The organism is Shewanella surugensis (genome assembly GCF_023284005.1).
Taxonomy (GTDB): Bacteria; Pseudomonadota; Gammaproteobacteria; order Enterobacterales; family Shewanellaceae; genus Shewanella; species Shewanella surugensis.
In genome coordinates, this window is sequence record NZ_JAKIKS010000002.1 from 1 (window position 1) to 19,998 (window position 19,998).

Annotated in this window: 17 protein-coding genes and 6 tRNA genes; 10 read left to right on the forward strand and 13 right to left on the reverse strand. The window is 41.1% G+C overall.

Annotated features, from left to right (window positions below):
* A partial coding sequence (locus tag L2764_RS00710; protein WP_248938330.1) for a transposase occupies positions 1-322 on the forward strand: 322 nt, incomplete at its 5' end.
* Positions 323-989: 667 nt separating this feature from the next.
* On the forward strand, positions 990-3,164 hold the full coding sequence (locus L2764_RS00715) for a M4 family metallopeptidase (RefSeq protein WP_248938331.1): 2,175 nt from the start codon (positions 990-992) through the stop codon (positions 3,162-3,164).
* A gap of 92 nt (positions 3,165-3,256) precedes the next feature.
* Here L2764_RS00715 and L2764_RS00720 read toward each other — a convergent pair whose 3' ends face one another.
* Complete coding sequence (locus L2764_RS00720) at positions 3,257-4,426, reverse strand: benzoate/H(+) symporter BenE family transporter (RefSeq protein ID WP_248938332.1); 1,170 nt, start codon at positions 4,424-4,426, stop codon at positions 3,257-3,259.
* 191 nt (positions 4,427-4,617) lie between these two features.
* Between L2764_RS00720 and L2764_RS00725 the strand changes: the two genes are divergently transcribed.
* On the forward strand, positions 4,618-5,202 hold the full coding sequence (locus L2764_RS00725) for a helix-turn-helix domain-containing protein (RefSeq protein WP_248938333.1): 585 nt from the start codon (positions 4,618-4,620) through the stop codon (positions 5,200-5,202).
* 134 nt (positions 5,203-5,336) lie between these two features.
* Here L2764_RS00725 and L2764_RS00730 read toward each other — a convergent pair whose 3' ends face one another.
* Positions 5,337-5,912 (reverse strand): YceI family protein, encoded by a 576-nt coding sequence (locus L2764_RS00730; protein WP_248938334.1) that lies wholly within the window; start codon positions 5,910-5,912, stop codon positions 5,337-5,339.
* A 106-nt stretch (positions 5,913-6,018) separates the two neighbouring features.
* Complete coding sequence (locus L2764_RS00735; RefSeq protein WP_248938335.1) at positions 6,019-6,570, reverse strand: cytochrome b; 552 nt, start codon at positions 6,568-6,570, stop codon at positions 6,019-6,021.
* Positions 6,571-6,928: 358 nt separating this feature from the next.
* Here L2764_RS00735 and L2764_RS00740 point away from each other — a divergent pair.
* The 6 genes from L2764_RS00740 (at position 6,929) to L2764_RS00765 (ending at position 7,541) form a co-directional block, all read left to right on the forward strand.
* Positions 6,929-7,004, forward strand: a tRNA-Phe gene (locus L2764_RS00740).
* Between the two features lie 35 nt (positions 7,005-7,039).
* Positions 7,040-7,115: transfer RNA gene (locus L2764_RS00745), tRNA-Thr, on the forward strand.
* Between the two features lie 20 nt (positions 7,116-7,135).
* A tRNA-Phe gene (locus L2764_RS00750) sits at positions 7,136-7,211 on the forward strand.
* A 41-nt stretch (positions 7,212-7,252) separates the two neighbouring features.
* A tRNA-Thr gene (locus tag L2764_RS00755) sits at positions 7,253-7,328 on the forward strand.
* A 20-nt stretch (positions 7,329-7,348) separates the two neighbouring features.
* Positions 7,349-7,424: transfer RNA gene (locus tag L2764_RS00760), tRNA-Phe, on the forward strand.
* Positions 7,425-7,465: 41 nt separating this feature from the next.
* Positions 7,466-7,541: transfer RNA gene (locus L2764_RS00765), tRNA-Thr, on the forward strand.
* Between the two features lie 191 nt (positions 7,542-7,732).
* Here L2764_RS00765 and L2764_RS00770 read toward each other — a convergent pair.
* Positions 7,733-8,071 carry a P-II family nitrogen regulator gene (locus L2764_RS00770; RefSeq protein WP_248938336.1) on the reverse strand — a complete coding sequence of 113 codons (339 nt, stop codon included), beginning with the start codon at positions 8,069-8,071 and terminating at the stop codon, positions 7,733-7,735.
* 267 nt (positions 8,072-8,338) lie between these two features.
* Here L2764_RS00770 and L2764_RS00775 point away from each other — a divergent pair, with 267 nt between their 5' ends.
* Positions 8,339-8,848, forward strand: a complete 510-nt coding sequence (locus L2764_RS00775; RefSeq protein WP_248938337.1) for a GspH/FimT family pseudopilin — start codon at positions 8,339-8,341, stop codon at positions 8,846-8,848.
* Between the two features lie 107 nt (positions 8,849-8,955).
* On the opposite strand, the gene L2764_RS00780 is transcribed toward L2764_RS00775, so the two are convergent.
* The 9 genes from L2764_RS00780 to ileS form a co-directional block, all read right to left on the reverse strand.
* Entirely contained in the window at positions 8,956-9,351 is a 396-nt protein-coding gene (locus tag L2764_RS00780) for a type IV pilin protein (RefSeq protein ID WP_248938338.1), read from the reverse strand.
* A 76-nt stretch (positions 9,352-9,427) separates the two neighbouring features.
* Entirely contained in the window at positions 9,428-12,994 is a 3,567-nt protein-coding gene (locus tag L2764_RS00785) for a pilus assembly protein (RefSeq protein WP_248938339.1), read from the reverse strand.
* A 2-nt stretch (positions 12,995-12,996) separates the two neighbouring features.
* Complete coding sequence (locus L2764_RS00790; protein ID WP_248938340.1) at positions 12,997-13,419, reverse strand: pilus assembly PilX family protein; 423 nt, start codon at positions 13,417-13,419, stop codon at positions 12,997-12,999.
* Between the two features lie 124 nt (positions 13,420-13,543).
* On the reverse strand, positions 13,544-14,497 hold the full coding sequence (locus L2764_RS00795; protein WP_248938341.1) for a PilW family protein: 954 nt from the start codon (positions 14,495-14,497) through the stop codon (positions 13,544-13,546).
* Between the two features lie 14 nt (positions 14,498-14,511).
* A complete protein-coding gene (gene pilV / locus L2764_RS00800; protein ID WP_248938342.1) occupies positions 14,512-15,063 on the reverse strand; it encodes a type IV pilus modification protein PilV in 552 nt (183 codons plus the stop codon).
* Between the two features lie 203 nt (positions 15,064-15,266).
* Positions 15,267-16,196: a 4-hydroxy-3-methylbut-2-enyl diphosphate reductase gene (ispH, locus tag L2764_RS00805; RefSeq protein WP_248938343.1), complete on the reverse strand. Its 930-nt coding sequence runs from the start codon at positions 16,194-16,196 to the stop codon at positions 15,267-15,269.
* Positions 16,193-16,621 (reverse strand): FKBP-type peptidyl-prolyl cis-trans isomerase, encoded by a 429-nt coding sequence (gene fkpB, locus L2764_RS00810; protein ID WP_248938344.1) that lies wholly within the window; start codon positions 16,619-16,621, stop codon positions 16,193-16,195. The genes ispH and fkpB overlap by 4 nt, the downstream gene beginning before the upstream one ends.
* A gap of 4 nt (positions 16,622-16,625) precedes the next feature.
* Positions 16,626-17,141, reverse strand: coding sequence for a signal peptidase II (gene lspA / locus L2764_RS00815; protein WP_248938345.1), 516 nt, complete (start codon positions 17,139-17,141; stop codon positions 16,626-16,628).
* 12 nt (positions 17,142-17,153) lie between these two features.
* Entirely contained in the window at positions 17,154-19,976 is a 2,823-nt protein-coding gene (gene ileS, locus L2764_RS00820; RefSeq protein ID WP_248938346.1) for an isoleucine--tRNA ligase, read from the reverse strand.
* Between the last annotated feature and the right edge of the window lie 22 nt (positions 19,977-19,998).

Genomic DNA, 19,998 nt, shown 5'->3' on the forward strand with positions numbered 1-19,998 from the left:
ATCGGATGGACTGGCTTGCTTTACAGCGGTTAATGATGCGGAATGTAGCCATTTCAGTATTGTTACAGGTGGTGGGCCCAAGAGTGTTACCAAGCAACAATTTATTTGGGTAAATACGATGATAGGGAATGTAAAAAATGCAATAACAGGGACTTATCATTCAATTAATCCCAAACATTTGCCTAGATATTTAGCTGAGTACTGTTATCGTTTTAATCGAAGGTTCTCGCTTGAAGACATGTTGCCACGATTTATGTATGTCGCACTACGAACTGCTCCTATGCCACAGAAGTATTTAAGCATGGCTGAGCTTTATGGGTAATCAGGAAAATAAATACGCATCTATATTGAATTTATGTTTTCCCGAGTTTAACTCGATGCTAAGTAACCAAACGCACTAAAACTCAGTGCCCTGTTCATTTTTTATTGATATCATTAATATTATTTTAATTAAAGTCGCTTTACAAATGACTCATGTGTTTATTTGTCTCACTATGTATATTATATAAAGCCAATAGTTATGCATTATTGATTTAAGCAAATTGATTAAAATAAGCTAGAGTATTAAAAATATCATTCACACGTCGTTTTGATAAAAGGGTTAATATTGATATTATCGGACACAAAATATTATTTTTTAATTATAAATCATGTAGTAATATAAACTTAACCGCATCAGCCATCACAAAATCACCACCCCACATAATTAACAAAATAAAAACCTTTTATCAACTCTTTTATTACAACCTTACAACATAAAAATACCAAGTGTATATAATGAATATATATTATGCTAAATTAGAATTAGCTTAATAACACCTAAACACCTGATATTCATCTAGTTAGTACTTTTATACTATATGCAAATTTTCAACGCTTCAACAAAGATAACAAAGCTCAGCTCAGGATAGTGGATGTCTTTAATCAAAGCGTGGTCGAGTTAGCAACTTAATTTAATCCATACTTTCTATATAAAGGATCTACACATTATGTCGCTTATCTATAAGCTCACTCCCCTTGCTTTGGCCATTGGTTTAAGTGTGTCTGCACAAGCAGCGCAATGGCAAATACTTTCACACACAGAAGCTAACCTTTCTAGCTCTATTGATAGTTCATCATTATTACAACAACTCAATTTAAATGATGCTTACCAACTAGAAGAAGTCCGTCGCGTTAACATTGCCAATGGAAAGGAAAAGATCCGTTATAAGCAATTATATAAAGGCATTGAAATTTATGATGCCAACGTCGTGACTCAAGCGAATGAATGGAATATCGAGCAAGCACAATTTGCTAATACCTTACAAGATGTTGAAGTCGATCTTAGCAGCACCGCACCTAAACTTACAACTGAACAAGCCTTTAATACGTTATTAGGACAGCACTTATTATCAGGCGGCATCGAAAATAAAAAAAGCCAACTCTTCGTCTATATGGACGATGAAAGTAATGCTCGCTTAGTTTATCAAGTCTCTTTCTTTGATGCAGGCGCAAACCCTAGCCGCCCTTTTGCCATTATTGATGCTCATTCAGGTGACATAATAAAGCAATGGAATGGCCTCAGTCATGCACTCATTGGAACCGGACCCGGTGGTAACGAAAAGACAGGGGAGTACGAGTATGGAACAGATTTTGAGTACCTAGATGTGACTCAATCTGGCACGACTTGTACCATGAACAACGATAATGTGAAAACCGTTAACCTTAATGGCTCCACTTCTGGTTCCAGCGCACACAGTTTCACCTGCCCTCGCAATACTGTCAAAAGTATCAATGGCGCATTTGCTCCCCTTAATGATGCGCACTTCTTCGGTGGTGTTGTATTCAATATGTATAACGATTGGTATGGCACGGCGCCACTCTCTTTTCAATTAACCATGCGGGTACATTACTCTAGTAACTATGAAAATGCTTTTTGGGATGGCTCAGCAATGACCTTTGGTGATGGCGCCAATACCTTTTACCCACTGGTGAGCTTAGATGTCTCTGCTCACGAGGTCAGCCATGGCTTTACTGAACAAAATTCAGATCTCGCCTACAGTGGTCGCTCTGGTGGTATGAATGAAGCCTTCTCCGATATGGCGGGTGAAGCCGCTGAGTTTTTCATGCATGGCAGTAATGATTGGTTAGTGGGTGCACAAATTTTTAAAAGTACTGGCGCATTACGTTATTTTGCCGATCCCACTCAAGATGGCAGCTCCATCGGTCATGCCGATGACTATTCATCAGGCATGAATGTCCATTACTCTAGCGGTGTCTTTAACAAAGCCTTTTATCTGCTCTCCAACACATCAGGCTGGGATACCAAAAAAGCATTCGCTATCATGGTAAAAGCGAATCAGCTTTATTGGTCATCAAACTCTGACTTTGATGAAGGTGGCTGCGGCGCAAAACAAGCGGCTGATGATTTAGGCTATAGCGCTGATGATGTCATTAGTGCCTTCAGCCAAGTCGGTATTAATGCCAGCTGCGGTACGACTCCCCCAGCTGAAGCCATCGAGCTTGTCAATGGCGTGGCACTTTCAGGCTTATCTGGAAGTACCAGCTCACAAACACATTACTTTATTGATGTCCCTGCAGATGCATCAAACTTAAGTGTGCAAATGAGTGGTGGTAGCGGTGATGCCGATCTTTACCTAAAAGCAAGTACCCAACCGACTACCAGTAGCTATGATTGCCGCCCTTATGATAGTGGGAATGATGAAAATTGCAGTGTTACTACACCCGATGCAACTCGATATTACGTCATGCTAAATGGCTATTCTAGCTATTCTAGCGTCACATTAGCGGCAAGCTTCGACGGTGGTGATGGTAATGGTGGTGGAGATCGTTTTGAAAATAATGAGAGTGTTTCTATCCCAGACAATAGTAGCGCTGGTGCCACCAGCTCAATCGCAGTTGACTTAAGCAGCAATGCTGCCAATGTATCAGTAGACGTGAGTATTAGCCATACTTACATCGGTGATTTGGAAGTCACACTAACCAGCCCTAGCGGACAGAGTTACATCTTACACAACAACACAGGTGGTAGTGCCAATAACATTAATGAAACTTATTCTATTAATTTAAGTGGCGATAATGTCGGTGGCGCTTGGCAGCTCAAAGCCGTCGACAGCGCTCGTGTCGATACGGGCTCGATTGACAACTGGAGTCTTACTTTCTAGAAAACAAAAAGTGAATGTGCTTCTTCATTAATAAAAGATCAGCAGCAATGCTGATCTTTTTATTTAATCTCACAAACCGCTCAAGATGATTGTTAATGATTGACCCCATTACTGCGTTTTTTATCCAGCATGTAATAGATTATCAATCCCACCAATATGCCCCAAAAAGCACTGCCTATGTTTAATATCGCCACACCCGATGCTGTGATGACAAAAGTGAATAAAGCCCCTAGACTTTTATCTGCCAATGCAATTTGTAAACTTGTAGAAAACGTCCCTAATAATGCCAGTCCTGCTAACCCCATCACTAATGCACTGGGAAAGAGTGTTAATATTTGTGCTACGGTGGCGGCAAATAAACCCAGAACGACATAAAATCCCCCCGCCCAGACAGCCGCCCAATAACGTTTATTCTTATTCGGGTGAACCTCTTTCCCCATACAAATGGCTGCCGTTATCGCTGCTAGATTAAAAGCAAAGCCACCAAAAGGGGCTAAGCATAAACCGGTGATCCCTGTTGTCGTGATTAAAGGTGATGCCTTCACCTGATAATCATGAGCCTGAAGCACTGCCAATCCGGGTAAATTTTGAGAACACATGGTCACAATAAATAACGGCACCCCAACGCCAATAAGCCCTTCGTATGTCCATTTAGGTTCAATCAATACTGGGGTGGCCAAGTGCCAGTCCAAAGCCACAAAAGATAAGTCCCCTAACAGGTAACTCATCCCAATACCACTGATCAAAACAACGGGAATATTAAATGTCGGCCAACGATATTTACCCAGTAAATAAAGCACCAACATAACAAGGATTAATAATAAATGGGTTTGCGCTGCAACAAAAATATCCAATACGAACTTAAGTAATACCCCAGCAAGCATTGCCGAAGCTAACGATTTAGGAATGAAGCGCATCATTTTATCCATTAAGCCCAATGCGCCGCTCAATGTGATCAATAATGAACATAATAAAAACCCTCCTATCGCTTCATTCAATCCCACACCACTTAAGCTGGTTACCAGCAAAGCCGCCCCAGGCGTTGACCATGCAGTGAGTAATGGCACTTTATAATAGAGAGACAATGCCAGCGTTGATAATCCCATCCCCAACCCAAGAGCCCATATCCATGAAGTGATTTCTGCCGCTGAAGCTCCTACAACATGAGCCGCATTAAACACAATAACCGCTGAACTTGCATAAGCCACAATAACGGTAACGGCTCCCGATAATGCTAAAGAGAGCTGATCTTTAATCGCCATATTGTTCCCTTTCTAGATTGCGCATTAATTATTGAGTCATTTCAGTTAGCGTTTAAACACCCTCTAAAAAGACGGCACTTAAATTCAACACATTTTAACCATAATCAACGCTGTGCGCTATAACATACGTAATGGACAAAGCTAACACAATGCGCTATAACGCACAACAGGTGAACTAAAAAGTCTCTACAATGAATAATCCCAATCAACACTTAGCAAGAATGCTTAAATATTATCGACATCAAAAAAGCTGGAGCTTAGATAAAACAGCACAAGAAACCGGTGTTAGCAAAGCCATGTTAGGCCAAATCGAACGAAAAGAGTCCAGCCCAACGGTGGCAATACTCTGGAAAATAGCCACTGGAATGCGACTTTCTTTATCGCAACTACTTGAACCTATTGACAACGGTGGTGATGTTCAAGCTACAATTATTCACAATCAAGCTCCCATATTTAGACACGCAAGTGCCTTACGATCCCAGCCCACAACAGATAATATGTTGATTGCACCTTTATTTCCCTTTGATCCACAGCTAAAGTTTGAAATTTTTGAATTGACACTGCTTGGTGGCTTTGAAAAACGGTCACAAGCCCATGCAACAGGAGTGATTGAACACATCATTGTCATATCAGGTTCAATAGACGTATTCTTAGGTGCTCAATGGCAAAGAGTGAGTGTAGGCGAAGGGGTTCGTTTTGCTGCAGATACATATCACGGCTATCGAAATCTATCTGATTTGCCTGCAGTATTCCATAACATCATTTATTACCCATAAAAGTCTTCTGCTACTGATCCCAGCTGTAGTCTTTTAAAACTTCATCGCAGACATAAAAAAGGCCCATTGACGGGGCCTTTTTACCATTCTGCTTTTGACTATAAATGCCATAAAATCATGTAGTTACATGTAAATTATTTTTTAATACCTTCGATCACTAAATCAAGCTTTACATGGCTCGAGGCAGGGCCTAAATCCATTTTAATATTATAATCTTTTAAAGCAAATTCGGTACTGCCTTCAAAACCCGCTCGATAGCCACCCCAAGGATCATTACCTTCGCCAATTTCATGCGCAGTGATCGCCAGCGGCTTAGTAACACCATTCAGCGTAAAATCACCATTAATGATGAAATTACCTTGCCCTTTATCAACAACTGACGTTGAGCTAAAGCTTGCTTTAGGAAATTTACCTGTATTTAAAAAATCACTGCCGCGTAAATGCTTATCACGTTCAGCATGATTAGAGTCGACACTGGCGGTATTAATGACGACATTCACTTTCGCATCCGAAACTTTATTTTTATCAAAACTAAAATCGCCTTCAAACTCGTTAAAACGACCGACAACAAAGCTATAGCCTAAATGACTGACTCTAAATTCTATTGATGCGTGTGCACCTTGAGTGTCGATAACGTAATCTGAGGCTTGTGCCACACCACCAAACAGTAACGAAGTCGATAGTGCCATTGATAATAAATGCTTTTTCATGTTTATATCCCTAATATATAATGACGGTAGTCAGAGCCTAATCAATTGAATTAAACTCATTTTAATTTTTAATTTCTTTAATACTAAACGTCGCTGTTTTGCTGTCTTATTTAGATGCTATTTTAAACATTCTAATGAGAGTATTGTCTTTATCTAAAAAATGATGCTTTAGCGCACCAAGGCTGTGAAGGATAGCAAGACCTATTAAGCTATACGCCAATACTTGATGAATTAAACCGGCAATATCAGCTTGATCAGTAAAAAGCTGTCCTAAACTCGGTAACTCGAACCAATCGAATACCCAAATACCTCTATCATCCGCCGTTGAGATTAAATATCCGCTAGACATAATGGCAAACAGTAGTAAGTAAATAATCATATGGGTGTAATGGCTTACTTTCTTCTCCCATTGCTGATGTTCGATTGAAGCCCTAGGTTTAGGGTTAGCAAGACGCCAAGCAAACCGAAACACCGTCAGTAATAACAACAAAATACCGACACTTTTATGTATGTGTGGTGCCGTTTTATACCAAGTACTGTAATAGGTTAAATCAACCATCCAAAACCCGAGAAAAAAGATTCCGAATACTGTCAATGCACTGATCCAATGCACTGCGATACTAACAATACCGTATCCATCACTTGTATTGCGAAACATACCTCCCCCTATTCCTTTACACTCTGTCGATATCATACCGAGAAATTATTAAATTAAAATCAATAAAAATAGATAATTAACTTCTACTTTTTAGAAAGGCCAGAACGCCTCATTAAACAAACAAAAACATAACAAGCTAACCCCTAATTATTGTCATTTAAGTTTCATGTTTGACTCTTCTTCTTGTTAATGAATGAAAAACCATCAACTAACACAGAAAAAGCACAGTTTGCATATTAACTAATCGAACAGTAACGAGATGATAAAAATGACTTGCAGCAAAAGGATCACCGCTATATTATACGCGCACTCCAAAGTGAGATGACGTGAAAATATCTACTGGAAGTCAACATTTATTGCCCGAATAGCTCAGTCGGTAGAGCAGAGGATTGAAAATCCTCGTGTCCCTGGTTCGATTCCGGGTTCGGGCACCATATTAAGTTGTTGATAGATAGCTTAAGCAGTATTTGCCGGTATAGCTCAGTTGGTAGAGCAACTGACTTGTAATCAGTAGGTCCCGAGTTCGACTCTTGGTGCCGGCACCATAAAAATATGAAACAAATTAGCCCGAATAGCTCAGTCGGTAGAGCAGAGGATTGAAAATCCTCGTGTCCCTGGTTCGATTCCGGGTTCGGGCACCATATTAATATTAAGTTGTTGATAGATAGCTTAAGCAGTATTTGCCGGTATAGCTCAGTTGGTAGAGCAACTGACTTGTAATCAGTAGGTCCCGAGTTCAACTCTTGGTGCCGGCACCATAAAAACATGAAAAAAATCAGCCCGAATAGCTCAGTCGGTAGAGCAGAGGATTGAAAATCCTCGTGTCCCTGGTTCGATTCCGGGTTCGGGCACCATATTAATATTAAGTTGTTAATAGATAACCTAAGCAGTATTTGCCGGTATAGCTCAGTTGGTAGAGCAACTGACTTGTAATCAGTAGGTCCCGAGTTCGACTCTTGGTGCCGGCACCATCTCTTTCATTTATCAGAAGCTAATTCTCTTTGTTCTACTCCATGCTACGCTTTATTTTTAAAAGCCCCTACACTCGCTAAATGATACATTCTCATTAACTCAGAAACATTCATCTTCTATTAGATTAAACATAATAGATCATCAGTAAAATGACTTGCCAGTGATTATCATTTATCACTGGCAAATAATATCACACCGCTTCTTCGTTCTCTTCTCCGGTACGAATACGGATAACACGTTCTATATCTGTTACAAATATTTTACCATCACCTATCTTCCCTGTTCTTGCTGTATCCACAATGACTTCTAATGCTTGCTCCAGCAACTCATCTTGGATCACTAACTCTATTTTGACTTTTGGTAAAAAGTCGACCATATACTCAGCACCACGGTAAAGCTCTGTATGGCCTTTTTGCCTACCAAAGCCCTTCACTTCCAGTACCGTCATTCCCGTGATCCCAATTTCAGCAAGCGATTCGCGCACATCATCTAATTTAAAAGGCTTAATAATGGCTTCGACTTTTTTCATCAAACACTCCTGTTATCTTGCAAAATAAGGAAAATACTTGACTTCAAGCTTAACACGATGTCGATTAACACTAAAGCCTCTTATTCATTGAAAAGTTGCGTATTTATTCTAATTAATCCCGTTATCATCTTGAAAAAACAACTAAATTTAAAATAAAAATGAAGCTTCAACATATTAATACTCACTTCTTTTTATGGGATATGGTTATATTTTGTCTATACTTAAAGATGGTATCCGCCTTCCTTCTCGTAAGGGAAAATCGACTATATGAAAATAAATCATGGTTTTACTCTCGTTGAATTAATGACTATTCTAGCCGTTGCAACTACACTCGTTCTAGTGGCCGTACCCTCCTTAACCGCCATTTATCATCATTTAAGGGCTGATTCGAATATTAGGCATATATTGCAAACCTTACAGCTCGCTCGAAATCAAGCCATGAATTATGGTTATACTGTGACAGCTTGCCCCTTAATAGAGAAGACCTGTACAGAAGATTGGCATCAGGGAATTGATGTTTTTTTTGATAACGACCAAGCCAATAAACTTGATGGTGATGATAAGCTTATCTATCAAACCGGCAAGTTCAATGATGCCGATTTTGTCACCTTTAATCGAACATCGATTCGCTTTAAAACCAATGGAATGGCCTCAGGAACAAATGGAACGCTCAAATATTGCCCAGGAGATCCCAGTAGTAGCTACTCTAAAGCCATTATTATTAGTCAATCAGGGCGTGTTCGCTTTTCTAGTGACACCAATATTAGTTGTGAATAGTATTCGTTGGCATTTATGACCCTATGCAGACATTAGCTGTTAATCTCAACACTCAAATGTTCAGCACTCTGAGATTTTGAATACTCAATATTTTCCTTACATTACTATCACCAACAACCCACTGGTGTACGACTACCTTCATAGGTGATGGTTATTTCACCGCAATCGCTATCTCTTGATGCTTGTATGCCTTGTGCTGTCGCCACCATCGTAAAGTCCGTCGTTCCTGTTGAGCTTATACTGTAAAAACCTTTATCCGTAATGTAAGGATCCGCATTCACACCTAAGTCTGTTAAATCCGTTGCATATTCTCTATTATCAAAGTAAAACTGCTCTTGTAAGTTCGTCAGATGAGTTAAGGCTGTAATCGCTTCAGTACGAGCACTTTGAGTCATGTAATCGGCATATAAGGGATAGCCCATAATAGAGAGGATCCCAATGATAATCACCACTATCATTAACTCGACTAATGAATAGCCCAATGTTAGACAGCGAATTTTCATGTTATCTCCTTAAACACTATTTTGTTACTCATCATTCATTTCAGTATTAATCAACATTTGGTATGAAACCATCCAACTATTCATGTCCATGAACATAAATGCGATTTACTCCTGGTTGCCCACCAATACATTGGCTATCTTCTGGTGGGCAATCATCGAGTGGATCCTCTATCCTTTCCATTTCTTCGCCCGCAGCACCAATTCCAATTAAATACATGTAACTGTCATCACTTCCATTAGCGGGGATCACGAGTTGAGGTGTATCAGGCACTCTTTCGCCCATCTCTAAATATTCATGGGTATAAGCGCGTGTTCCACGATGTAAATTAAAGCCATATAGACGTCCCATACCCGATATTAAGCATTGATCAGTATCATTCAAATCACCTGGCACATAAGAAGTAAAAAAGACCGTCCCCTCAACGATTGTGGCTGCAGCCAAGCTTTTTTCACCATTATCAGAGAAATGATAGTACCAACCCCGTTTTTGCCCAAACGCCAAATACTCAGATTCCGTTACAGGGGGAGCGGCAGTGACATCATAAAGATTGTCCAGTGTTAACGGCTCGGGAATATCTCCATCTTCAGTTCCAGTAAACGATTTAGTCACTACATTACGATCTTGCAAAGTGAAAAAATTGTCACTTCTCGACAAGTCAGACGGCTGCGCTCTATGCCCTGTTCCTATCACCACAGCATCATAAGGCACCTTTTGGTAAGTCACTGTTGTCGTTGTTTCTCCGCCTTCTTCTATACTCACTTCCGAAATATTGGTAAATACAGTTTGTACTGCAACTGGTTCAGAGAAAAAGCGTCTATCATTTGACAGTCCTTCAGCACCTAACTCAGCAAATTTAAACGCCGTCCAAGGGTGCTCACTATCAAAAGGATCGCCACCCGGTAAATCCATTCGCCATACATTGCCCCCCGTATCGGCGGCATATATGCGGTCAGTCAACTGATCGCCATTGGCATCTAACACGGCCACTGAACTAGGAATACTGTCGGTTAACGTTGGAATATTGGTTACTTTGCTACCCGTCATTGCTCCAAATGCATGGATAAGCTCCCCGGTTTTCGCATCGACAATAAAGACACCTCTTCCTTGAGCGTCTGGTGTACCTTGCTCTACACCATCTTTTGTTGCTGGTGAGTAACCCGCGCCAAAAACTAATACCGGCGTAGCTCCTTGTCCCCCAGTGTCAACGTTTGATTTAGGAATGAAGGTGATCACAGGTTTTGACCATGTTTGACCCAGTTCTGTCATGCCTGATGAATCGGAACTGATTTTCCACATCATTTTCGGTGAATCTGGCAGGGTAATATCTAATGCATAATAAGATTTCCCGCCACGGCGCATGCCAAAAAACACCCATGCTTTTTCAACCCCATCACTGCCCGTTTCAACATAAGCAATAGGAGGGCTATCGAGCCCATAAACCGAATGCACCCCCGTTGGCACATTAACTCGTAAATCCACTAAATTAGGTAATAACTCATAAGGCATAAATGCCCAAGACTCAGACACACTGTCACCCACATCTTTAAACATATGCATAACGCCGTGATTCGTGCCCACTAAAATACGTAAATCCGGCACTGCAGGCGTACCAAAATTAATGGCGAGGGGTTTAGAATGTAATGGATCGCCAAAAATATCCTGCCGATTATCAGACGTGCTTCCATCATTATCATCATCATCGACATCTTGCCCTTTTGCCCAATTAAATAACGAGTCCAATTGAGATGAGGCCACGCCCATGTAACTGGCTAAATCACTTTCACTGCCCGCTCGGCTTATTGCATTGTTTTTTGAAAAAACGCTTAACATTCCTGAAACACCAAAGTCACCATATAAAGTCCGACTCGAATTATTATTCATTAAGTGCTCAGCCACGCCACCAATTCGAACATCATTGCCATCTCCGCCACCACTGGCAGCACTGCAGGTACTGGTATGAGTCCAATACGAGCAAGCCGATGACTTTAAATTGCCATCAAGGCCAATCGCCAATGCATCATTTTTATCGACGATGTCGCCTGCTCCTGTTACCTTAAATTTTTTAAGATTGCCGCGCCATCTAGGGCCTTTATTGGGGAGAAACATCGCATAATAAACCGAATCAAAAGTTTGGGTTCTATCGAAATTATTACTGGCAATGGAAGGCGAGGTAAAGCTAGCATTGACCTCCAAAATTTGTGAAAAAATTTGTTGCAACGCGGCTTGTAATTGAGACGCATCGTTAGCCGCAAAATAAAGTCCACCGCCATAATCTGCCGCCGCTTGTAATATCGGGGCAGCATCAGCGGCACCCTCGCTAAAGCCGATGGTAAAGGTAGTGACATATTGCTCACCCGCAAGATTAGTATTGACATCTTCTCTATTTAATATGCCTGCTAAGGCGGGTAAATAACTGGTACCAGAACGAGTGCAAGTACGATTATTCCCACAATCATATTCATATTCATAATCTGTGCGCTCAGATTGTCGATAACCGGGTAAATCATCAATATAACTATTTGCATTGGTATCATTTGTGGGAACACCATCAGTCATGTACACCACATAAGCTCGATTGGCACATTGGCTGGCATCGAACGGCGAGATATAACTGCCATTAAGTTCTATACTAGTGTCTCGGCTTGGCATCGAAGTATTGTCATTGTCACCATAAAACACTGATTTACCAGAAAAATAGCGATAGACTTCATACAAGGTTTCACACAAAGGCGTGCTGCCATCATCATCTAAATTATTCACTGTATTAATTAATGCTATTTTATCATTGGTGTCTAAACGTTGAATCCCCGAAACCACTCGGCCTCCATGTTTAGAATTACTATTTCTATTAAAAACAGCTAAACCAAAGTCAACGCTTGGCGTAGTCACTAAAGTATCTTCGATGACTCTTTTTGCTATTTCCATTCGAGTGGATGTTAAGGTCTCTTTGTCACTGTGATACCAAGTGACATAACGCTCAGTATATAAAGTCACCGACTTACCAATGCCTAAATTGGTTAACTTGGCTTTATTTAGCGCACTGGCTATATCGGCTTCAGAAGAGCCACTGCTAACATAGGTATATGGAATAGGTGAAGCTTGAGAACCTAAGCTATCCACTGGAAGCCCGTGCCCCATATCACTGGCATTGATAAATTCAAGTGCAGCACTGTTTTCAAAGTCTTCAAAACAATCTATGGTATTAATGCTACTCGCTAGCTCATCGGATAATTCAGACCAACTGCCACTGTCTCCGACAAAGGAATATTCACGAATAAAACCAGTAAAAAAACCATAATTTTCTAACATAGAGTATGAGGATTTGCAGCCATTGTTTGCCTGATAAATAAAGTTTGAACTGCTCAGCGCTGGAATATCTCCTCCCCCTTTAGTGTAATAAAGCTTGGTCGTTGAGGTTAAGCTTTCTCCCCTGTCATAAGGAGTTTCAGTCTCTTCGTCGTCTCCCATACTCCCCGAGGTATCAAAAATAATCAGCACTTGCGGACGGGCCCCCGAGCGGGCTGAAGATTCAAACACATAAAGCTGGGTATCATCACTATAACTGACACTAATGATTAGAAAAAATAAGCCACCGAAACATAAGCCCACCCATTTAACCTTCCATTTCATTAAATTATTCATGATTAATCCGCCAATACTTCTTGCTCTAAACCGGTCACAAAAGACAACTGAGCGGCATTATCGCGACCAAAACTCACTTGACTGGTTACCTCAACTTTTCGACAAGCCACTCCCGCCGTCGGACGAGTACTGCGCGCGCAGGGTACATCCCCTTCATTTAATGGAATTAGGGTACTCGTGGCTTGATAATCGGGATCATTGATCACAAGCGAGTCATATAAATTCGCGAGTACACTGCCTTGGTTGTCGAGAACCACAGCATTGAGGGCCCCTTGCACAGCGACACTCGCCTTAACCCTATCGGCTCCGGCCTGTGACATGCGTAAAGATTGGGTTGAACTCATGGCAATTGCGACACCAACCACCGTCATAATGAGTAATATGATCAATGAAAAAAATAATACCATCCCTTGCTGATCCTTCATGAGACTGTCCTTAAGATTCCATTTAAAGTACGTTTAACGACATTAAAAATAATGATCTTCTTTCAATGCCCAACGTTAATCACCTCCACCGTATAACCTGTTCTTTAACCTCCATTCAAACAGATCAATCTGCTATGAGAGCATTTTCTAGTGCAAGCGTCTTCATCATTACTTTACGTCTAAAGCCGTCATTACTCGCGGCAATCTCTTTATCCCCTAATCGATAAGATGTCGTATTGGTAAAATTTTTATCTTCATACAATGTTCTGATTAATAAAAATATCCGTAATGCAACCGCGCCTTGGTCCCACATAAGAGACGTCACGTTCTCGGCTGGCATAAAGCTATCAGCACTTCTATCACCATCATTATCAAAGCCGTATAGCACTCTTATATTTTCAACACCTTCAACCAATTGCTCTACACTGCTTGACGTTTTCATTCCGCCATTAGCCAAGATCCGCCTCATTAGAACAGGCATGCCATTGTCTTCTTTAATAAAATACACATGATGCTGATACTCCCAAAAACGGGCATTGTCTAATATTGGCGTCGATTGATCTCCAGCAAAAAATATCGCTTCATTATTAGACATTCCGACATAATATCGATTGTCATCAAAAACAGTTACATTAGGCCCGATTAGTCGCTTAAGCTGTAATACATCGGTATTTGTCGTCACCCCCGTTAGACAGTTCAACGATTCATCACTCACACCTTGCTCATAACCCCAAAGTAATCTAAAGTGCGCAGGCATTAAATTAGGAAAGCTCTCATTATTCAGCCCACTTCCTATACAGTCTTGTTCATCTGTCAAAGCGGGTGCGTTTATTTGTGTATTCACTCCCAGCAAAAAATCCTCACCCGTAAATTCGGCCATAAACCCCTGCATCTGTAGATCTCTCTCAATAAAATCTAGCGCGATACGGCCATTTTCTTGCAGTTGATTAAAATGACTCGTGGTGGTGACATTATTTGCAGACATAATAAAAATAGTCAGTACACCTGCGCTCACAAATAAACCTATAACCATGGCTATCATAAGCTCAACAAGCGATAGTCCTTTTTGTCCGTGCATTTATGTTTACCTGTTTATATAATGAGTGTATTAATGACATAAACGCGTCGCCTTACACTACTCGTACCGCATGCTTGAACAAAGTCATCATATTTTGCTGCTCCATCACTCATACTATTAATGCCTCTCCAAGTCATCACGATTAACACATCACCATTTCCATTCGCTTGAATACACCCCACAGCGGAGTCTAAGCCTCCGACACTATTCTCGCCCTGGAGCTCATAACCACCACTCATGAGTAGCTGCCATTGATAACGATCCCAAGCCAGTGTTTGTGCGGGTGTACACATAGGAGAAGCCGAATTGGCAAGATCGCAGGCAGGTTCTGAAGACGTTGGGGCACTATTATAGGTCCCATTATAAGCTGCTATTTGAGTTGGATTGAGTTTCATCCGATTGATCATATCGCTAGCTAACAAAGCCGCTTGTGTTTGCTGAAAAGATTCAAAGCTACTGCGTTTAGCTATTAAATGAAGATTAAAAATACCGATTAATCCGACCACGAGAATAACGAGTGCAACTAATACTTCAATTAACGTGAATCCTTGTTGCCATTTTTTCATCCTTGTATCCTCTACTGATATGATTACAGAGGAAAAAAACTTTGTTTAAGTAAGTGATCAATATTGAGCTTATACTCAAAATAACCCTAACAAAAATCCAAGCTAACAATGCTAAAGTATAGTATAAAGATGAGGGGAAGGAGGGATTAATAAGAAAAACATAAAAAAGAGGCTGAACGCCTCTTCTTTCATCACGTTATAAGTTAACGCAATTCAGCGGGGACCGCAAAAACAGTATCTTCTTTTCGTCCTTCCACTTCAGTGATCACACTCGGTGCAAGCTCTGCAATGGCTTTAATTACCTGTTGAACTAAAACTTCAGGAGCTGATGCCCCAGCTGTCACAGCGACTCTAGTGACATTATCAAACCACAGAGCCTTGACATCATCGGCATTATCTACAAGGTAAGAATTCGTCCCCTTCTTCTGTGCCAGTTCTTTTAAACGATTCGAGTTAGAACTGTTCTTAGAACCCACCACAATGAATAAATCGACATCTTCAGCCACATTTCTTACCGCATCTTGGCGATTTTGTGTTGCATAACAAATATCATCTTTACGCGGTCCTTCAATAGCAGGAAAACGCTGCTGAAGTGCTTTAATCACATCAGCGGTATCATCCATAGATAACGTCGTTTGCGTCACAAAACACAAATTATCAGGATTTTTAACCTTGAGATTTTCAACATCTGTAGACGACTCGACTATATGTACCCCACCATCAGGGTTATCATATTGCCCCATAGTACCTTCGACTTCAGGATGTCCCTCATGACCAATTAAAATGCATTCAATCGCCTTACGGCTCGCTCTAGTAACCTGTAAATGCACTTTAGTGACCAATGGGCATGTCGCATCAAACACTTTAAGCCCACGTTTTTTTGCCTCCCGACGAACTGCTTGTGACACACCATGCGCACTAAAAATCACAATGCTATCATCAGGAACTTGATGCAGCTCTTCAACAAAAACGGCACCACGATCCTTAAGATTCTGTACCACATAGCGATTATGTACCACCTCATGTCTCACATAAATAGGCGGTGAAAATAGCTCTAATGCACGCTCGACAATACTGATCGCTCTATCGACGCCGGCGCAGAAACCACGAGGATTAGCCAAAAGAATATTCATTTATCAAGCACCTCAACCACTTCAAGCTCAAAAGTAAGCACTTGCCCTGCGAGGGGGTGATTTAAGTCCACCGTCACAGAATCACCGAGTACTTCTCTTACTATTCCGGGGATCTCACTGCCCCCAGGACCAGCAAAACTCACAATAACCCCAGCCTCTAAAGATAAGTCTGCAGGGAAACGACTCTTATCCATATGATGTATAGCATCAGGATTTGAGTCCCCAAAAGCATCTTTAGGCTGTAAAGTAAAACGGTGCTTATCTCCTTGTTTGAGTCCTTTAATTTCAGACTCAAATGCTGGACTTAAACTTTCATCACCGATATTAAATCGAGCTGGTTTACCTGATGCTTTTGTATTATCAGCAGTTGAACCATCTTCGAGTAAGATATTCATATGACATAAAATAGAGGACATACTCGACATTAAACTACCCCTTCACATCATCATTGGCTTTCTTGCTCTCTTTTCCAGCAACCAATGAATCGAGAATAATTAATCCTGCACCCACACAAATAGCAGAATCCGCTAAGTTAAATGCCGGAAAATGACTATTTTTCCAATACACATCCAAAAAATCAACAACAAAACCATGTTGTAACCGATCAATTAAATTACCTAATGCACCACCTATGACCAAGGTGTAAGCTAAATTAAGCCGCCAAGCTTTAAAGGATTGCTGTCTTAACCAAAAGCTCAATAATAAGCTAAACCCTATTGCAACGACGGTAAATAACCAACGCTGCCAGCCGCCGGCATCGCTTAAAAAGCTGAACGCTGCCCCATAATTTCGCACATAGGTAAAATTAAAAAATGGCAACAACTGTATAGAGTCATAAAGTGCAAAATTCGATAACACCCATTGCTTTGACAGTTGATCGGCCAATAATACTAACGCAACAACCCAGTACCAACGTAAGCCACTCTCTTTCCAACTCGACGGCATAACTCTTTCCTTTTATGCAAACTGACGAATTTCACCGTCACCTTCAATATTGGTCACGCAGCGTGTACACAAGCTAGGGTGAGCTTCGACTTGACCCACATCTTCTCTATGATGCCAACAGCGTTCACACTTTGGCGCCTCTGTTTTATGCAAGCCGAGTTTCAAGCTATTCAAATCTGTATCAATCGCATTTTCAGGCGCGTCAGCCAATGCACACAAGGTTGCTTCAGACGTTAATAGTGCAAACCGTAATTCATCACCGATAAGGTTTAAAGTTGACAGTAGCTCAGGCTCAACATATAACGTGACTTTAGCCTCTAATGCCCCACCAATTTGCTTATCGCGTCGAGCTTGCTCAATGACTTTATTGACTTCAGCACGAACACTAAGCAATTGCTCCCAAAAGTCATCACTTAAATCATTGTCTAATGTGATAAATTCAAGACCTTGAAACCACTCTTGGGTAAAGACGAATTGCTCGCGCTCACCCGGTAATAATTGCCAAATCTCATCAGCCGTAAAACTTAAAATAGGCGCAATCCAACGCACCATGGCTTCACTAATGAGATAAAGTGCTGACTGACAACTGCGACGAGCATGACCATCTTGCTTAGCGGTATATTGTCTGTCTTTAATAATGTCTAAGTAAAAGCTGCCTAACTCAATAGAACAAAATTGCATCAACTTTTGCGTCACTAAATGGAAATTATATTGCTCATATGCCTCTAACAATTCTTCTTGCAATACTGACGCACGACGGAGCACCCAACGATCAAGTGCCACCATATCTTCAATAGCAACAATATCAGTAATGGGATCAAATCCATTAATATTGGCTAACAAGAAACGAGCAGTGTTGCGTATACGACGATAAGCATCAGCGCTGCGTTTTAAAATCTCATCAGAGACCGTCATTTCACCGCTATAATCTGTTGCCGCTACCCATAAGCGTAAAATATCTGCGCCTAATTTATTGGTGACATGCTGCGGTGAAATTACATTCCCAACAGACTTTGACATCTTACGACCTTTACCATCAACGGTAAAACCATGGGTTAACACTTGCTTATAAGGGGCTTTACCGTTCATTGCTGTTGAAATCATCAAAGATGACATGAACCAACCGCGATGTTGATCTGAGCCTTCTAAATATAAATCGATATCATGGCCATTAAACTCTGGCCTTGAAGCCACAACTGTCGAGAAACTCGAGCCTGAGTCATACCATACATCTAAGGTATCCGTCACTTTACGGTATTGATCCGCCTCATCACCTAAAAGCTCCTGAGCATCCAGATCCCACCAAGCTTGAATACCTTCTTGTTCGATACGATTAGCCACTCTTTCCATTAAAGAGACACTGTCCGGATGTAACTCTTCCGTTTCTCGATGAACAAACAAGGCAATGGGGACGCCCCAGGTACGTTGTCTTGAAATACACCAATCAGGACGGTTCTCAACCATTTTTTCAATTCGGCTTTGTCCCCAATCTGGGATCCATTGAGTTTGCTCTATTTCACTCAATGCTTGTTTTCTTAAGCCGTTATTATCCATAGAGATAAACCATTGAGGTGTGGCTCTAAAAATAATCGGCGTTTTGTGGCGCCAGCAATGTGGGTAACTATGAGAGATATCGACGTAATGCATTAACGCCTTTTTTTCAGCTAAAAGCTCAATGACATTTTTATTCGCTTTGAAAACATGTTGTCCCGCAAAAATCTCAGTATCAGGCTTAAAAACACCGTTATCACCAACGGGGTTGGCTACTTCAAGCCCATATTGTTGACCGACAATAAAATCGTCTTGGCCGTGACCTGGCGCAGTGTGTACCACTCCCGTGCCCGACTCAACAGTCACATGGTCGCCCAAAATAACAGGTACATCAAAATCATAGAAAGGGTGATTAAACCTTAATAATTCAAGCTCGCTACCTTTAATATGACCAAGAATGCTATGAGAATCTGCACCATAACGTTCAACGCAAGACTCAGCTAACGCTTCAGCTATCACGAAAGCCTGCTTCTCATCTTCGTTGATCATTTCAACTAGCACATAATCTATATTCGCGGCTACCGATAACGCACGGTTCGCGGGTAATGTCCAAGGTGTTGTGGTCCAAATCATCATCGATACTTTTGCCGAATAATCACTCAAACCAAATTTAGAGAGTAACTCAGCCTTATTAACTACCGAAAAAGCCACATCGATAGCGGGTGACATTTTATCTTCATATTCAACTTCCGCTTCAGCCAATGCCGAACCGCAATCGGTGCACCAATGCACAGGCTTAACACCTTTGTGCAAATGCCCACTATCAATCACTTTTGATAATGAGCGAACAATGTTTGCTTCTGTACTGAAATCCATTGTTAAATACGGGTTTTGCCAATCAGCAAATACACCTAAACGAATAAAGTCATCCCGCTGCCCATCCACTTGCTTAGCCGCATACTCTCGGCATTTTTGGCGAAAATCACTGGCACTGATCTTATGGCCTGGCTTACCGACTTTTTGCTCAACTTTGAGTTCAATAGGTAATCCATGACAATCCCAACCTGGGATATAAGGTGCGTCAAACCCTGATAACGTTTTCGCTTTAATAATAATATCTTTTAAGATTTTATTAACCGAATGCCCAATATGAATATCACCATTGGCGTAAGGGGGGCCATCATGCAAAATAAAAGGTTTACAGCCAACACGACTATCACGGATCTGCTGATACAGTCCGTGTTCGGTCCAGGATTTCAACATCTCTGGCTCACGATTAGCCAAATTACCACGCATCGGAAAATCAGTTTCCGGCAAATTCAAAGTAGATTTATAGTCGCTCATTGATCCTACACCGTATTATTAG

Bases quoted from the DNA above. Each gene is read 5' to 3' on its own strand.
- L2764_RS00735 (WP_248938335.1), bottom strand. From the start codon at position 6,570: ATGTTTCGCAATACAAGTGATGGATACGGTATTGTTAGTATCGCAGTG.
- L2764_RS00780 (WP_248938338.1), bottom strand. From the start codon at position 9,351: ATGAAAATTCGCTGTCTAACATTGGGCTATTCATTAGTCGAGTTAATG.
- L2764_RS00725 (WP_248938333.1), top strand. From the start codon at position 4,618: ATGAATAATCCCAATCAACACTTAGCAAGAATGCTTAAATATTATCGA.
- L2764_RS00785 (WP_248938339.1), bottom strand. From the start codon at position 12,994: ATGAATAATTTAATGAAATGGAAGGTTAAATGGGTGGGCTTATGTTTC.
- fkpB (WP_248938344.1), bottom strand. From the start codon at position 16,621: ATGTCGAGTATGTCCTCTATTTTATGTCATATGAATATCTTACTCGAA.
- L2764_RS00775 (WP_248938337.1), top strand. From the start codon at position 8,339: ATGAAAATAAATCATGGTTTTACTCTCGTTGAATTAATGACTATTCTA.
- L2764_RS00720 (WP_248938332.1), bottom strand. From the start codon at position 4,426: ATGGCGATTAAAGATCAGCTCTCTTTAGCATTATCGGGAGCCGTTACC.
- L2764_RS00715 (WP_248938331.1), top strand. From the start codon at position 990: ATGTCGCTTATCTATAAGCTCACTCCCCTTGCTTTGGCCATTGGTTTA.
- L2764_RS00790 (WP_248938340.1), bottom strand. From the start codon at position 13,419: ATGAAGGATCAGCAAGGGATGGTATTATTTTTTTCATTGATCATATTA.
- L2764_RS00795 (WP_248938341.1), bottom strand. From the start codon at position 14,497: ATGCACGGACAAAAAGGACTATCGCTTGTTGAGCTTATGATAGCCATG.
- L2764_RS00770 (WP_248938336.1), bottom strand. From the start codon at position 8,071: ATGAAAAAAGTCGAAGCCATTATTAAGCCTTTTAAATTAGATGATGTG.
- ispH (WP_248938343.1), bottom strand. From the start codon at position 16,196: ATGAATATTCTTTTGGCTAATCCTCGTGGTTTCTGCGCCGGCGTCGAT.
- L2764_RS00730 (WP_248938334.1), bottom strand. From the start codon at position 5,912: ATGAAAAAGCATTTATTATCAATGGCACTATCGACTTCGTTACTGTTT.
- ileS (WP_248938346.1), bottom strand. From the start codon at position 19,976: ATGAGCGACTATAAATCTACTTTGAATTTGCCGGAAACTGATTTTCCG.
- pilV (WP_248938342.1), bottom strand. From the start codon at position 15,063: ATGAAAAAATGGCAACAAGGATTCACGTTAATTGAAGTATTAGTTGCA.
- lspA (WP_248938345.1), bottom strand. From the start codon at position 17,141: ATGCCGTCGAGTTGGAAAGAGAGTGGCTTACGTTGGTACTGGGTTGTT.